At 73.2% G+C, this 15070-nt stretch carries 16 protein-coding genes; 13 read left to right on the top strand and 3 right to left on the bottom strand.

Features of this window, described 5'->3' with window-relative positions; all coding sequences use genetic code 11:
- Positions 1-3: 3 nt before the first annotated feature.
- On the top strand, positions 4-1041 hold the full coding sequence (locus tag BT341_RS37270; protein WP_072480696.1) for a DUF3592 domain-containing protein: 1038 nt from the start codon (positions 4-6) through the stop codon (positions 1039-1041).
- On the opposite strand, the gene BT341_RS37265 is transcribed toward BT341_RS37270, so the two are convergent.
- Positions 1022-1669, bottom strand: a complete 648-nt coding sequence (locus BT341_RS37265) for a TetR/AcrR family transcriptional regulator (protein WP_084743123.1) — start codon at positions 1667-1669, stop codon at positions 1022-1024. The genes BT341_RS37270 and BT341_RS37265 overlap by 20 nt on opposite strands.
- A gap of 53 nt (positions 1670-1722) precedes the next feature.
- On the opposite strand from BT341_RS37265, the gene BT341_RS37260 reads away from it, so the two are divergent.
- The 9 genes from BT341_RS37260 (at position 1723) to BT341_RS37225 (ending at position 8527) form a co-directional block, all read left to right on the top strand.
- Positions 1723-3282 carry an anthranilate synthase component I gene (locus BT341_RS37260; RefSeq protein ID WP_072480694.1) on the top strand — a complete coding sequence of 520 codons (1560 nt, stop codon included), beginning with the start codon at positions 1723-1725 and terminating at the stop codon, positions 3280-3282.
- Positions 3283-3313: 31 nt separating this feature from the next.
- Positions 3314-3841: a Trp biosynthesis-associated membrane protein gene (locus BT341_RS37255; RefSeq protein ID WP_072480693.1), complete on the top strand. Its 528-nt coding sequence runs from the start codon at positions 3314-3316 to the stop codon at positions 3839-3841.
- Positions 3842-3965: 124 nt separating this feature from the next.
- On the top strand, positions 3966-4775 hold the full coding sequence (gene trpC, locus BT341_RS37250; protein WP_072480692.1) for an indole-3-glycerol phosphate synthase TrpC: 810 nt from the start codon (positions 3966-3968) through the stop codon (positions 4773-4775).
- Positions 4772-5983: a tryptophan synthase subunit beta gene (gene trpB / locus BT341_RS37245; RefSeq protein WP_143168768.1), complete on the top strand. Its 1212-nt coding sequence runs from the start codon at positions 4772-4774 to the stop codon at positions 5981-5983. The genes trpC and trpB overlap by 4 nt, the downstream gene beginning before the upstream one ends.
- Positions 5980-6771 (top strand): tryptophan synthase subunit alpha, encoded by a 792-nt coding sequence (trpA, locus tag BT341_RS37240; RefSeq protein ID WP_072480691.1) that lies wholly within the window; start codon positions 5980-5982, stop codon positions 6769-6771. Before trpB ends, trpA begins: the two co-directional genes overlap by 4 nt.
- 39 nt (positions 6772-6810) lie before the next feature.
- The gene (locus BT341_RS37235; RefSeq protein WP_245805239.1) at positions 6811-7101 is read left to right on the top strand and encodes a hypothetical protein; all 291 of its coding nucleotides are present in this window, start codon (positions 6811-6813) and stop codon (positions 7099-7101) included.
- A gap of 152 nt (positions 7102-7253) precedes the next feature.
- Positions 7254-7451 (top strand): hypothetical protein, encoded by a 198-nt coding sequence (locus BT341_RS47100; protein ID WP_245805238.1) that lies wholly within the window; start codon positions 7254-7256, stop codon positions 7449-7451.
- Between the two features lie 75 nt (positions 7452-7526).
- Positions 7527-7676, top strand: coding sequence for a hypothetical protein (locus BT341_RS47095; protein ID WP_245805237.1), 150 nt, complete (start codon positions 7527-7529; stop codon positions 7674-7676).
- 194 nt (positions 7677-7870) lie between these two features.
- On the top strand, positions 7871-8527 hold the full coding sequence (locus BT341_RS37225) for a peptidoglycan recognition protein family protein (RefSeq protein WP_072480689.1): 657 nt from the start codon (positions 7871-7873) through the stop codon (positions 8525-8527).
- On the opposite strand, the gene BT341_RS37220 is transcribed toward BT341_RS37225, so the two are convergent.
- Positions 8520-9740: a hypothetical protein gene (locus BT341_RS37220; protein WP_245805236.1), complete on the bottom strand. Its 1221-nt coding sequence runs from the start codon at positions 9738-9740 to the stop codon at positions 8520-8522. The two genes, BT341_RS37225 and BT341_RS37220, sit on opposite strands and share 8 nt — an antisense overlap.
- A 172-nt stretch (positions 9741-9912) precedes the next feature.
- Positions 9913-11271, bottom strand: a complete 1359-nt coding sequence (locus tag BT341_RS37215) for a type I glutamate--ammonia ligase (protein WP_072482386.1) — start codon at positions 11269-11271, stop codon at positions 9913-9915.
- 55 nt (positions 11272-11326) lie between these two features.
- Between BT341_RS37215 and BT341_RS37210 the strand changes: the two genes are divergently transcribed.
- From BT341_RS37210 to BT341_RS37200, 3 genes are read left to right on the top strand one after another with little or no spacing between them, the layout of a single operon-like run.
- Positions 11327-12766 (top strand): APC family permease, encoded by a 1440-nt coding sequence (locus BT341_RS37210; protein WP_245805235.1) that lies wholly within the window; start codon positions 11327-11329, stop codon positions 12764-12766.
- Positions 12763-13887: an amidohydrolase family protein gene (locus BT341_RS37205; protein WP_072480687.1), complete on the top strand. Its 1125-nt coding sequence runs from the start codon at positions 12763-12765 to the stop codon at positions 13885-13887. Before BT341_RS37210 ends, BT341_RS37205 begins: the two co-directional genes overlap by 4 nt.
- Entirely contained in the window at positions 13884-15053 is a 1170-nt protein-coding gene (locus BT341_RS37200; protein WP_072480686.1) for a M20 metallopeptidase family protein, read from the top strand. The genes BT341_RS37205 and BT341_RS37200 overlap by 4 nt, the downstream gene beginning before the upstream one ends.
- Positions 15054-15070 lie beyond the last annotated feature (17 nt).

Raw genomic sequence — 15070 nt, 5'->3', positions numbered from 1 at the left:
CTGATGGCGCTCGACGACCCCGGCCGGCGCCGGGTGGCGTGGCTGGCCGTCGTCGTGATCAGCGGGCTCGTCTTCCTGATCGTCACGGCCGGAATGGCCTATTCGCTTCTGGCGCCCGGATACGTCTTCGAGGACGGCGAGCTGCCCATCGAGGCCGCCGTCCTGGCCGGTTCACTGGCGCTTTCCGCGTTCGGCGCCCGCCGCGTGCGCGCCGCCGACCTGGTGCTGCGCGACCGCGTGCCGGACGACGGCGCCTGGCTGCCGCCCGAACGCGCGACCGGCGACGGCGACGTCGACCTGGACGCGGAAACCCGCGGCCTGCGCCGGACCGCCCGCCGCGCGGCGGCGCTCGTCCTCGTCTGGGCCGCCGTGTCCGCCGGCGGGCTCGCCGGCCTGCTCGTCGCGGAGCAGTCCGCCGCGGACCTGCTCGCCACGGGCGTCCGGACCCCGGGCGTGGTGGTGTCGGTGCACGACCGGACGAAGGGCTCGCCGTCGATCTGGGTGCGGTACCGGTCGCCGGGCGCGTCCTGGGCCGAGGAGATCGTCAGCGACTCCGGCCGCGCGTACCACCGCGGCGATCCGGTGACCGTCGTCTACGACCCGGCGCGCCCGGAACGCGCCCGCACCACCGAAGAGCCGAACGAGGACCAGGTCCTCGTCGGGTTCGGCGTGATCGCGCTGCTGCTCGGCTTCGCCGGGCTGCCGGTCGCGGTCGCGGCCGCCGCGGGCTGGCGCCGCCGGGCCCGCGCGGTGGCGCGCACCGGGTGGCGGGTCGCGACCGTCACCGTCGTGCCGCACCCGGGACGGCGGCGGTGGCCGTCCGAGGTGCGCGTCCGCTACCGCGACGGCAGCGGGATCGTCCTCGGGTGCACGTTGTCGACGCGCGGCACCGGCGTCCCGGCCGGCCGGGTGAAGCGGGCGTGGGTCGGCGGCTGGGGACGGCAGATGGTCGTGCTGTTCCCGCGCGGCGCGCGCAAGCCCGGACCGCACGCGATGCCCGCGTACGCGATCGGGTCGCGGCTCAGCCGATTTCGCCGGTGAGGTAGCGCTGCAGGTTCGGCGCCACCGCCCGCACCAGCACTTCGACGTCCTCGCCGGCGAACGGCTCGAACTTCGCCACGTACCGGATCATGCCCATGCCCACCATCTGGGACGCGCAGAGCGTCATGCGCAGCGAGACGCGGTCCGAGCCGATCGACGAGATCAGCGCGGTGAAGAACTTCTGGAAGAAGTCGCGCAGCACGTGGCCGGCCTGCTCGTGGCCGGTGACGCTGCGGATGAGCGCCACGAACACGCTGCCGCCCGCGCCGTCCCAGCGGGTGATGAACGTGCGCACGATCCGTTCGCCGAGCTCGTCGTCGGGGCCGTCGCGCAGGGTGGCCAGCAGGTCCAGCGGGTCGAACGGCAGCTGCAGCACGGCCTTGGCGAACAGGCCCTCCTTGCCGCCGAACCAGTGGTTGACCATCGCCGCGTCGACGCCGGCGCGGGTGGCGATCGCGCGGACCGTCGCGCCGTCGTAGCCGTTCTCGGCGAACACGGCGCGCGCGGCCTCGACCAGCGCCGTGCGGGTGTCCTCGCCGGCGGGCCGCCGCCCGCGGCGCCGGGAAGTAGGCTCGGTGGTGCTCACACTCCCATCATGGCGCACCCCCGCGTCAAATTCAACACGCATTGAATTCAGGGTCCGGGGAATTCCCCGGCGGGGTGTGCAGCACAATGAGGCTCATGGTCAGCGCATCCGCCGGTCCGTCCGGTCCCGGCTCGGTCAGCCCCTCCCGCGAAGACTTCCGCGCCCTCGCCGAGAGCCGCCGCGTGATCCCGGTCGTGCGCCGGGTCCTCGCCGACGGCGAGACGCCGATCGGGGTCTACCGCAAGCTCGCGGCCGACCGGCCGGGCACGTTCCTGTTCGAGTCCGCGGAGAACGGCGCCTCCTGGACGCGCTGGTCGTTCATCGGTGTCCGCAGCCCGGCCGCGCTCACCGTCCGCGACGGCGAAGCGGTCTGGACCGGGACGCCGCCGGTCGGCCTGCCCAGCGAAGGCAACCCGCTGACCGTGCTGCGCGAAACGATCGAAGCGCTGCACACCGAGCCCCTGCCCGGGCTGCCGCCGCTGACCGGCGGCATGGTCGGCTACATCGGCTACGACGCCGTCCGCTGGCTGGAAAAGCTGCCCGAGCTGGCCGAACGCGACCTCGACATCCCCGAGCTGACCATGCTCCTGGCCACCGACCTGGCGGCCTTCGACCACCACGAGGGCACGGTCACGCTCATCGCGAACGCCGTCAACTGGGACGACTCGCCCGAGCGCGTGGACGCGGCCTACGACGACGCCGTCGCCCGGCTCGGCGCCATGACCGAGCAGCTGCAGGTGCCCGCGCCGGCCACCGTCGCCGCGTTCGACCGGCCCGCGCCCGAGTTCGTCCGGAAGCGCTCCAAGGCGGATTTCCACGCGGCCGTCGAGAAGGCCGTCGAGGCGATCAAGGCCGGCGAAGCGTTCCAGATCGTTCCGTCGCAACGGTTCGAGATCCCCACCGCGGCCGACGCGCTCGACATCTACCGCGTGCTGCGCACGTCCAACCCCAGCCCGTACATGTACCTGCTGCGGCTGGCGGGCTTCGACATCGTCGGCTCCAGTCCCGAGTCGCTGGTCACCGTGCGGGACGGCCGCGCGACCACGCACCCGATCGCGGGCACCCGCTGGCGCGGCGCCGACCCGGAGGAGGACGCGCAGCTGGCCAAGGACCTGCTGGCCGACGAGAAGGAGCGCGCCGAGCACCTGATGCTCGTCGACCTCGGCCGCAACGACCTCGGCAAGGTCTGCAAGCCGGGCACCGTGCGCGTCGTCGACTTCTTCCAGATCGAGCGCTACAGCCACGTCATGCACATCGTGTCCACCGTCACCGGTGAGCTGGCCGACGGCAAGACGGCGTTCGACGCGGTCACGGCGTGCTTCCCGGCCGGGACGCTGTCGGGCGCCCCCAAGGTCCGCGCGATGGAGCTGATCGAGGAGCTGGAGCCGGTCCGCCGCGCGCTCTACGGCGGGGTCGTCGGCTACCTCGACTTCGCCGGCGACGCCGACACGGCGATCGCCATCCGCACCGCGCTGGTCAAGGACGGCATCGCGCACGTCCAGGCGGGCGGCGGGGTGGTCGCCGACTCGGTGCCGGACTACGAGGACACCGAGTCGCTGAACAAGGCCAGGACCGTGCTCTCGGCCGTGGCCGCGGCGCAGACGATGGTGGCGGCCGGCGCGCTCGACCCGGCCGCGGACTCCGCCCGTGTCTGAGGACCCGAAGCCGTCCCGCCGTCCACTGTGGATGATCGTGGTGGCGCTCCTGCTCGGCGCGCTGGCGCTGTGGGGAGCGTCACGGCTGACGTGGTACGCCGAGTTCCGCGACGGCGGCGTGCGCGGGACCCTGCTGCACCGCGAAACCGGTGAGGAGCGGGCCACGGCGCTGGTGCCGCTGGCCCTGCTCGCGCTGGCCGGCGTGGCCGGGACAGTCGCGACCGGCGGCTGGGCGCGGCGCGTGCTGGGCATCGTGCTGGCGCTGGCCGGTGCCGCCGCGGTCTGGACCGGCGTCGACGGTGTCCGCTTCACCGGCTGGGTCGCCGGGCTGCCGGTCACGCAGATGCTGCTCGGCCGCGGCTTGGCCGTGCTGGGGGGAATTCTCGTCGCCGCCGGCGGGTTGGCAGCGGTCAAGGGCGCCGGGACGGCCGCGCGGCTCGGGACCAGGTACGCGGCGCCCGCCACGCGGAAGAAGGCCCGTGACCCCGACGCCGAGCTGTGGGAAGCCCTCTCCGAAGGGGAGGACCCGACCGACGGCCGCGGACGGCATTCGGAGTAAGGCGCGCACCCGGAACCGGGCGCTCGAGATGCGGGGGTTAGCATCGTTTCGGCGGGAAGGGGAAGGTTTTTGTGAGCGACCTTGCGAGTGAATCCGTGAGCACGTGCCCGGGTGGAGGCGCCCGGTGAGCGTGCTCGAAGACATCGTCGCCGGCGTGCGGGAAGACCTCGCCGTGCGGGAGTCCGCGCTGCCGTTCGACGAGCTGAAGGCCCGCGCGGCCGCCGCCCCGGGCCCCCGCGACGTGATGGCCGCGCTGCGCGAGTCCGGCATCGGCGTGATCGCCGAGGTCAAGCGGCGCAGCCCGTCCAAAGGCGACCTGGCCGACATCCCCGACCCCGCGGCGCTGGCGAAGGACTACGAAGACGGCGGCGCGCGGGTGATCAGCGTGCTGACCGAGCAGCGCCGCTTCGGCGGGTCGCTGGCCGACCTCGACGCGGTCCGCGCCGCCGTGGACATCCCGATCCTCCGCAAGGACTTCATCGTCAGCCCCTACCAGGTGCACGAGGCCCGCCTGCACGGCGCCGACATGGTGCTGCTGATCGTCGCCGCGCTGGAGCAGAACGCGCTCGTGGCGCTGCTCGACCGCGTCGAGTCGCTCGGCATGACCGCGCTGGTGGAGATCCACAACGCCGAGGAGGCCGACCGGGCCCTCGAGGCGGGCGCGAAGGTCATCGGCGTCAACGCCCGCAACCTGCACACCCTCGAGGTGGACCGCGACGTCTTCTCGCGGCTGGCCCCCGGCCTGCCGATGGACGTCTACAAGGTCGCCGAGTCCGGTGTCCGCGGTCCGGGCGACCTGATGTCCTACGCCGGCCACGGCGCCGACGCGGTGCTGGTCGGCGAGGGCCTGGTCGCCTCCGGCGACCCGAAGGGCGCCCTGGTCAAGCTCGTCACCGCCGGTTCCCACCCCGCCTGCCCGAGGCCGTCGCGGTGACCGACGAGCACAGCAAGCACGATCCGGACGAGCGTGGCTACTACGGCCCGTACGGCGGCCGGTTCATGCCGGAGGCCCTGATCGGCGTCGTCGACGAGGTCGCCGCCGAGTACGACAAGGCCCGCCACGACCCGGGCTTCGAGGCCGAGTTCAAGCGCCTGCTCCGCGAGTACGCCGGCCGCCCGTCGCTGCTCACCGAGGCCAAGCGCTTCGGCGAGCACGCCGGCGGCGCGCGCGTGTTCCTCAAGCGCGAGGACCTGAACCACACCGGCTCCCACAAGATCAACAACGTGCTGGGCCAGGCGCTGCTCACCAAGCGGATGGGCAAGAAGCGCGTGATCGCCGAGACCGGCGCGGGCCAGCACGGCGTCGCGACGGCGACGGCGTGCGCGCTGCTCGACCTCGACTGCGTCGTCTACATGGGCGAGGTCGACACCGAGCGCCAGGCGCTGAACGTGGCCCGCATGCGGCTGCTCGGTGCGGAGGTCATCCCGGTCAAGACCGGGTCGCGGACCCTGAAGGACGCGATCAACGAAGCGCTGCGCGACTGGGTCACCAACGCCGACACCACGCACTACCTGTTCGGCACGGCCGCCGGGCCGGCGCCGTTCCCGACGATGGTGCGCAACTTCCACCACGTCATCGGCGAAGAGGCCCGCGCGCAGATCCTGGAGCAGGCCGGGCGCCTGCCCGACGTCGTCGCGGCGTGCGTCGGCGGCGGGTCGAACGCGATCGGCATCTTCTCCGGCTTCTACGACGACCCGTCGGTGCGGCTGGTCGGCCTCGAGCCGGGCGGCGAGGGCATCGAGGGCAACCGCCACGGCGCGACGCTGACCAAGGGCACCCCGGGCAACCTGCACGGCGCTATGACGTACCTCCTGCAGGACGAGGACGGCCAGACGGTCGAGTCCCACTCGATCTCGGCCGGGCTCGACTACCCGGGCGTCGGCCCGGAGCACGCGTGGCTCAAGGACACCGGCCGCGCCGAGTACCGGCCGGTCACCGACGCCGAGGCGATGGACGCGTTCAAGCTGCTTTCCCGCACCGAGGGCATCATCCCGGCGATCGAGTCGGCGCACGCGCTGGCCGGCGCACTGGTGCTCGGCCGCGAGCTGGGGCCGGACGGGCTGATCGTCGTGAACCTGTCGGGCCGCGGCGACAAGGACATGGACACGGCGGCGAAGTGGTTCGGGCTGGTGAACGAATGAGCGGGCTGGACGATCTCTTCGCCGCCACGCGTGCGGAGGGCCGCGGCGCCCTGATCGGCTACCTCCCGGCCGGGTTCCCGACGGTCGACGGGTCGAAGGACCTGATCGCGGCGTGCGTCGACGGCGGCGCGGACCTGATCGAGGTCGGCGTCCCGTACTCCGACCCGGTGATGGACGGCCCGACCATCCAGGCCGCCTCCGTGACGGCGCTGGACAACGGCTTCCGCCTCAAGAACCTGTTCGAGGTGGTCGAGTCGGTGTCGGCCCGCGGCGGCCGCGCGGTCGTGATGACGTACTGGAACCCGGTGAACCGCTACGGCGTCGACCGCTTCGCGCGCGACCTCGCTTCGGCGGGCGGCCTGGGCATGATCACGCCGGACCTGATCCCGGACGAAGCCGGCGCGTGGATGGAAGCGTCGGCCGCGCACGGCCTGGACCGGATCTTCCTGGTGGCCCCTTCGTCGTCCGAAGAGCGGATCGCTCGCACGGTTTCGGCCGCGTCGGGGTTCGTCTACGCGACCGCGGTGATGGGCGTGACGGGCGCGCGCGACCAGGTGGGCGCGGGCGCGGAGGACCTGGTGCGCCGGACGCGGGCCCACACGGACCTGCCGATCGGCGTCGGCCTGGGCGTTCGTTCGGGTGACCAGGCGGCCCAGGTGGCGTCGTTCGCGGACGCGGTGATCGTGGGCTCGGCCCTGGTGACAGCGGCGGCAGAGGGCCCATCGGGCGTGCGGGCGCTGGCCGCGGAGCTGGCGGACGGCGTCCGCCGGGCCGTCACGACGGCGTGACGTCCTTCACCTGATTCGGGGGGCTGAGGGTTGTTCAGTGTGCTGTCGCTGCTGATCCTGTTGGTCGTCGTGGCGGTCATCGTCGGGATCGTGCTGCTCGTCGTCAACGCGAGCAAGCCGAAGCCGCCGCCTTACCCGCCGCAGCAGTACCCCGGGTACCCGCCGCCCTATCCGCCGCAGCAGGGCCACCCGGGCCAGCAGCCGCCGGGCTATCCGCCGCAGCAGGGCTATCCCCAGCAACCGCCGGGCTATCCGCCGCAGCCCGGCTATCCCGGGCCGCAGGGCCATCCCGGCCCGCAACCGCCGTACCCGCCGCCCCCGGGCAGCTAGCCACCATCGCGACTTCGTCGTCGGTCCTTCCGCGCGAAACTGTCGGTGGTGATCCGCATACTCCTCGTGTGAAGATCGACAACGAGGGGATCGAGCGGCACGCCACACTGGAACAGACCGACGGCCGCGAGCCCGAGCGGACGTGAAGCGCGATGGCAGCACCGACTGAACCCCCGGTGGAGTTCAGCATCCCGCCCCCGGCCGACGGCTGGACGGTCGACGAAGTGCTCGCTCTGCCCGAGGACCAGACCTCGCTCCAGCGGATCGAGCTCGTGGACGGGGTGTTGTTCGTGAGCCCCTGGCCGAGCCTGGAGCATCAGCGAGTGGTGGGTGTGCTGTCGGCCGGCTGAGCGCGGCGGCGGGGCCGGGCTTCGAGGTGTCCCCGGCGCGAACCTGGTGCTCGGCAACGGCGGCAACCGCCGTTCGTGCCGGATCTGCTGGTGACCGACGAGCCAGGACTCAAGGGTGTGAGCCTCACCGAGAAGCAGGTAGTGCTTGTCGCCGAGATCGTCTCGCCGTCGACCATGGTGTGCAGGACCGGATCCTCAAACGGGCCCGCCACGCCGAAACCCTGATCCCGTACTACCTCCTGGTCGAGCCGAAGGAACCGGCCGTCGCCACGCTCTTCGTCCTCGAAGACGGCGAGTACCCGCCCGGCCGCCCAGAGCCAGGACGGCGAGCTGCGCCTCACCCGGCCCTTCGAGGCGACCCTGAAGCTCTGACGCGCGTTTGTACGGAAGCTGTACGCCGCCGCGGCAGGGTGCGCTCCATGGACATCGCACACCTTCCGCGACGTGGCTTCCTCCGTGGCGCCGCCGGGATCGCCGTCGCCGGGGCCGCCGGGCTGCTGCTGCCGCGAGCCGCGCGGGCCGTGACCGTGCCGCGGATCTACAGCTGCGCCGAATGGGGTGCCCGGCCGCCCGCCGACGCGCTCACCACCCTCGATCACCCCGCGAACCGCGTCCTCATCCACCACATCGCCTGCCCGAACAGCACCGACTACTCCCTGGCGCACGCCTTCCAGGTCGCCCGTGACGACCAGCACGACCACATCGACAACAACGGCTGGTCCGACACCGGCCAGCACTTCACCGTCAGCCGCGGCGGCTACCGCCTCGAAGGCCGCCACGGCAGCCTCGACGCCCTGCGGGGTGGCACCACCATGATCCAGGGCGCGCACTGCCCCGGCCAGAACACCAACGCCATCGGCATCGAGAACGAAGGCACGTACACCAGCGTCGAGCCACCGCAGACGCAGTGGGCGTCGCTGGTCGCGCTCTGCGCCTACGTCTGCCGCCAGTACGGCATCCCGGTCGCGGAGATCAAGGGCCACCGCGACTTCTACAACACCGAATGCCCGGGCGACCGCCTCTACGCGAAACTTCCGCGGCTGCGCGAGGAGGTCGCCCGGGCGATGCTCAGCTGAGGGCGCCGAGCGTCCGCACGGCGTCGGCCGCCGCCGCCTGGTCGGCCGGGTCCGGCTCGGCCGCCGCGGCCGGATGCCGTGACGCCGCCGGGTGCGTGCAGCCCAGCTGCTGCAACGACCCCTGGAGCCGGTCGGTCAGGAACTTGAGCAGGCCGACGCCGTCGTCCGGGGACGCGGCCGCGCGCAGCAGCCGCCGGTCCGCCGTGAGCCGGTCCAGCCCCGCCGCGCGCAGGTTGCGGCAGTACGACCGGGTCCCGGCCGAGCGCCGGTCGAGCGGGGGCTGGCCGACGCCGGCGCGGTACAGGTTCGCCTTGGCCTCGCTGGGTTTCCCGGCCACCAGGGTCATCGGGTCCCCCTCGGGGACCAGGGCGACCGGTGCCCGCTGCCCGGCCGCGGCCTGCAGCTCGTTGAGGGCGAGCGATGTCGCGGGCCGTCCGCCGTCGGTGAGGTCCGGTGCCGTGAACGGCGTGCAGCCGAGCGCGGGATCGACGAAGGCGTCCAACAGCCGGTTGTCGCTGCCGTTGGCGAGCGTGACCGGCTTCGCCAGGGCACGGGTGTTCGCCGCCGTGGCCTGGGCCGTCCGGCCGTCCCGGGTCGCGAGGTAGGTCGTGGTGACGTTGTCGCTCTGGTCCTGGTCCACCAGCGAGAAGTCCCGCACCGACGGGCACGGCCTGCCGTCCTTCGCCCGGCCCAGCGGCGGGATCCGCAGCTTGCCGGCCCGCACGGCGCTGCCGGCCGCGGCGAAGAACTCCTGCGCGCCGCAGAAGGCGACCTGGCCGAACAGCGAGCCGTTCAGGCCGTTGACGCAGCTGCCCGCCCGGAGTGCGGCCGGGCTGCCGCGGAGGGTCAGGGTGTCGCCGTTGAATCCGAACCACAGGCCGACGACGGCGCCGCGGGGCAACGCGGGAACCACCGGCGGCGCGGCGGGCGGGGCACCGGCGTCGACGACGAGCGGGTGGTACACCGACAGCCTGCCGCCGGCCGGGTCGAGGATCGTCGCCTCGACGAACGCGCTCTGGACGGCCACCGCCTCGTGGCACGCGCCCAGCCGCGGATCGGTCGCGCTGAGCCGGTACGGCGTGGCCAACCCGCGTGCGGACAACGGGTCTTCGGGCACCTGGAGGGTGCACCCGGGGTTCGGGGTCGCGGGCGGTGCCGGGGTGCGCGGTGCGGCCACCGCGATCCCGACCGCCCCCAGTGTCGCTGCGGCCACCGCGACGGTCACCTTGAGCTTCCAAGGGCGTTGCCGGTGGCGGGGACGGGCGTCTGGCATGGACTGTGCCTTCTTTCGGCCTCCTCACCTCACCCGGTGCGGGACGCTAGCACAGATAACTTCGGTGTCACAGAACGATTTCAGGCAGAAATACCGCAATTGCGGCGAATGGTCAGTGCCGGTACCGCATGAGCGCGCACAGCTCCTCGGGCGGCAGGTCGCCGAGCCGGTCGAGTTCGCCGCGGCGCACGTCCATCAACGTCGTGGCGAGTTCCGCTCCGAACGCCGAGGCCAGCGCGGTGTCCGCTTCGAACGCCGCCACCGCGTCCGCGAGCGACGTCGGCAGCCGCGTCGCCGACGGCAGCGTTCCGGGGTCGACGTCCACCGGTTCCGGCAGCCGTTCGCTCTCCTCGATACCCGCCAGGCCCGCGAACAGCAGCGCCGCCACCACCAGGTACGGGTTCGCCGTCAGGTCGAAGCACTTGACCTCGAAGTTCGCCGCCCGGTCCCGCTGGCCGGCCGCGCCGCGGACGAACCGCAGCGGCGCCTCGCGGTTTTCCAGACCCCACGCCGAAAACACCCCGGCCCAGTGGTGCGGCTCCAGCCGCAGGTAGCTGATCACCGACGGCGCGCCGATCGCCAGCAACGCCGGCAGCCGCGAAAGGATCCCGGCGCCGAACGCCTCGGCCGTCGGCGCCAGCCCGAACGGGCCGTCGCCGCCCGCGCACAGGTTCCGGTCGCCTTCCCAGAGGCTCAGGTGGACGTGGCCGCCGTTGCCGACGCCGCCCGGCTCGAACTTCGGCGTGAACGACGCGCGCAGCCCGTGCCGCTCGCTGACCGTCCGGATCGTCTCGCGGGTCAGCACCGCGACGTCCGCCGCGCGCACCGGGTCGTTCGCCGCCACCGACAGCTCGAACTGCCCGGCGGCGTACTCGGGGTGGATCTGTTCCACCACCACGCCTTGCGCCGACAACGTGGTCACCAGTGCGCGCAGGTAGCCGGCCTGCGCGGAAAGCCGCGCGAAGCCGTACGCCGGGCCGGCCGTGGCCGAGCGCGGGTCATCGGGCGCGTCCGCCGCCGTGATCACCCACTCGATCTCGAACGCGGTCCGCACGTTGTAACCGCGCGACGCGAGCCGGGCCGTCGCGGCCGCGGCCAGCGCCCGCGCGTCCTGCGGGTGCGGTTCGCCTTCCTGGTCGTACTTCCAGACCGGCGCCCACGCCCAGCCCGGCTGCGCGGCCAGGGGCACGAGCGCGTCGAGGTCCGGGTGCAGCCGCAGGTCACCGACCGGCCCGCGCGAGTACTCGCCGCCGGCGATGTCGTCGGTGACCAGGAAGAAGTCGAACGAGTCGGACGCGCCGACGCCCCACGCCGCCGCCGACCACAGCCGGTCCACCGGGACGGCCTTCACCCGCGCGATGCCGCTGTTGTCCACGAAGGTCAACGCGACCAGCTCCACGCCGGCGGCGCGCAGGCCGTCGGCCCGGATCGCGCCCTGCTGCGCGAGTTCTGCCCGATCGAGCTGGCTCATCGTGCTCCCGTCGATGTTCACTGAAGGCTTCGCTGTGACGAAAGAGGTGGAGATCGTGTCAGACACCGTCGAAACCCGTCCAGGCCTGCGCCGCTCCCTCTCCGTCTGGCAGGCCGTCGGCCTGTCCGTGGCGTTGATGGCGCCCAGCATGGCGGCCAACATCAACCCCCAGCAGACCGCGGCCGCCGCCGGCCGCGCCGTCCCGCTCGCCTTCCTCCTCTCGGCGGTCGGCGTCCTGCTCGTCGCGTACGGCTTCGTCAAGCTCTGCCAGTACTACCAGCACGCCGGTTCCGTGTACGCGTTCGTCGGCGCGACGCTCGGACCGCGCGCCGGCGTCGTCTCCGGCATCGGCCTTCTCGGCACGTACACGTTCTACGCGGTCGTGACCAGCTCGGCCGCCGGAACGCTCGGGACGGCCTTCCTCACGCAGGTGGGCGTCTGGCCGGACCCGCCGTCGTGGGGCCCGTTCGTGCTGACCGCCGTCGCGCTGGCCGGCGCGTGGCTGCTGGCCGTGGCGCCCGCACGCCGCGGCACCAGCACGCTGCTCGCCGTCGAAGGCGCCACGATCGCGGTCATCCTGCTGGTCACGGTGGTGATCCTGGTCCGGTTGCTCGCCGGGAGCGCCCCCGGTCACGCGCGGTTCACGATGGACGTCTTCACCTTCACTTCCGACGCGGGCCTGTCCGGCGTGTTCCTCGGCGCAGTCTTCGGCTTCCTGTCCTTCGCCGGGTTCGAAGCCGCCGCCACGCTCGGCGAGGAAACGCACGACCCGAAGCGCAACATCCCGCGCGCGATCCTCGGCACGGCGCTCTTCGGCGGCGGCTACTTCCTCGTGGTGACGGCGGTCGAGATGATGGCCTTCGGCACGGACGCGAAGGCGTTCCACGACTCGCCGTCCCTGCTCGGCGACCTCGGCACCCGGTACGCGGGCGCGTGGGTCGGCGACGTCATCAGCGTGGGCGCCGCGATCAGCGCGTTCGGCTGCTGCCTGGCCTGCGTCGTCGGCGGCTCACGGCTGCTCTACGCCCTCGGGCGCGACGCGTTCGGCGGCCGCGGCCCCGGCCGGACGTCGGGCCGCGGCACCCCGGTGGCCGCGGTCGGCGCGGTGACCGGCGCGGCGGTGCTGATCATCGCGGTGTGCGCGCTGTGCTTCGGGGCCACGGCGGCCGACACGTTCGCCTGGTCGGGCTCGATCGGCACGCTCGTCCTGCTGGTGATCTACCTGCTCACGACGATCGGCGCGATCGTGCTGCTGTTCGTGAAGCGCCGGATGCGCGTGCCGGTGTGGCACGTCGTCTTCCCGGTCGGCGCGCTCGCCGTGCTCGGGTACACCGTGTACGTGAACCTGGTGCCGTACCCCACCGAAGGCCCGGCGCGGTGGTTCCCGGTGGCCGCGGGGGCGGTGCTGCTGCTCGCGGTGGTCGCGGTGCTGGCCGCGCCGGGGTCCGCTCGTAGGGTGGGGGAGAGGCTGACGAGTGTGGACGGAGGCGCATGACCGACCTGCTCCCGTTCGTCGCGGACCTGCCGCTGGTGGACCACCACTGCCACGGTGTCGTCACCCGGGACGTGGCCCGCGCGGACTTCGAGGCGATGCTGACCGAGGCGGATGCGCCGTCGCCGCTGGGCACGAGCCTGTTCGACTCGCTGATCGGGCTGGCCGTGCGCGAACGCTGCGCGCCCGTGCTGGACCTGCCGAAGCACGCCCCGGCCGACGCCTACCTCGAACGCCGCGCCGAGCTGGGCGCGGCCGAGGTGGCTCGGCGGTTCCTGCGCGGCACCGGCACCACCGACTTCCTCCTCGACGGCGGCTTCCTGCCGGACTCGCTGACCGGCACGCACGAGTTCGCCGAGCTGGCCGACGCCCGCGCGCACGACATCGTGCGGTTGGAGCAGGTCGCGGAGGCGGTCATCCGGGGGACCACCGCCGGAGGGTTCGCCGCTGCCTTCGCCGACGAGCTGGGGAAACGCGCGGAGACCGCCGCCGGGCTCAAGTCGATCGCGGCCTACCGCGTCGGCCTCCAGCTGGCGGGAGAGCCGCCGTCACCGGCGGAAGTGACGGCGGCCGCGGGACGCTGGCTGCGCAGCGGGACCCCGCGGCTGGCCGACGAGGTGCTGCACCGGTTCCTCGTGTTCACCGGCCTCGACCTCGGCCTGCCGGTGCAGTTCCACGTCGGCTACGGCGACGCGGACGTCGACCTGCACCGCTGCGACCCGCTGCACCTGACGGCGTTCCTGCGGGCGACGCGCGACCGCGGCGTGCCGATCCTGCTGCTGCACAACTACCCGTTCCACCGCAACGCCGCGTATCTGGCGCAGGTCTTCGAGCACGTCTTCGCCGACGTCGGCCTGGCCACCCACAACGCGGGCCTCCGCGCTCCGGCGATCCTCGCCGAGCTGCTCGAGATCGCGCCCTTCGGCAAGATCCTCTTCTCCACCGACGCCTTCGGCCTGGCCGAGCTGTACCACCTGGGCACGGCCCTGTTCCGCCAGGGACTTTCGGACTTCCTGCGCGCCGCGCTCGACGCCGGCGCGATGTCCGAAGTGGACGCCGCCCGGCTGTGTGCTTTGGTGGGACACGAGAACGCGAAGAGAATCTACCGCTGGGAGCATGCGTGAACGACCTGTGGGAGAGGTGGACCGGGGCCATCGAGGAGGAGCTGCCCGCCGCGATCGAGCTGCGGCACGCGGTGCACGCAGAGCCGCGCGGTTCCGGCGACGAGGAGGACACCGCCCGCCTCGTCACCCAGGCGCTCGGCGCGGGTGAAGGCACGCGGGTGGCCAAGACCGGCCGCGCGATCCTCCTGCCCGGCGGCGACGGCCCGGCCGTGGCGCTGCGGGCCGAGCTCGACGCCCTCCCGGTGCTGGAGGGCACCGGTGTGCCGTGGGCGTCGGAGAACGGCCTGATGCACGCCTGCGGCCACGACGTCCACCTCGCCGCGCTGGTCGCGGTCGCCCGCGCGGCGCTGCGCGTCGGCGTGCCCCGGCCGATCCTGGCGCTGCTGCAGCCGCGGGAGGAGACGTCGCCGCCCGGCGCGCTCGACGTCGTCGGGTCCGGTGTGCTGGCCGGCGCCGGGGTGGCCGCGGTGATCGGCGCGCACGTCCAGCCGCGGATCGAGCACGGTGTGGTGGCGGCGGTGCCGGGCCCGGTCAACGCCTCGACCGACGAGTTCGAGGTGACGCTGCACGGCCAGGGCGGCCACGCCGGCTACCCGCACCTGCTGCGCGACCCGATCCTGGCGCTGTCGCAGCTGGTGGTGAGCCTGCAGCAGCTCGCGTCCCGCCGGATCGACCCGGTGTTCGGCGCGGTCTGCTCGATCGGCCGGGTCCAGGCGGGCTCCGCGGCCAACGTCGTCCCGAACAGCGCGACCGCGTTCGGCTCGCTGCGCGTGATGCGGGAGAAGGACCGCGAGCGCGCGCTGGAGGCGCTCGCCGACATCGTGCACGGCACGGCACGGGCCTACGGCTGCACGGCCGAGCTGCAGATCAGCCCGTGCGAGCCGGTGCTGAACAACGACCCGGCGCTGGCCGAGGGGGCGCAGCGCTGGCTGCGGCACGCGGGCTTCACCGTCGACGACGCGTTCCGGTCGTTCGGCGCCGACGACTTCGCCCACTACTGCGGCGGCCCGACGCGCGGCCTGATGCTGTTCGTCGGCCTCGGCGACACCGCGGGCGTGCCCAGCCTGCACGACGACCGGTTCCTGCCCCGGGACCAGGCGGTGGTCCAGGTGGCGCACGCGCTGGTGGCGGGCTACCTGGCCGCTGTGGAAGCCGAGACGCCGTAGCGCTACGGTGGCCGCGT

Source organism: Amycolatopsis australiensis, from assembly GCF_900119165.1.
Lineage (GTDB): Bacteria > Actinomycetota > Actinomycetes > Mycobacteriales > Pseudonocardiaceae > Amycolatopsis > Amycolatopsis australiensis.
Note: the sequence above shows the minus strand (reverse complement) of the source record. Positions and strands in the feature narration are given on the sequence as shown.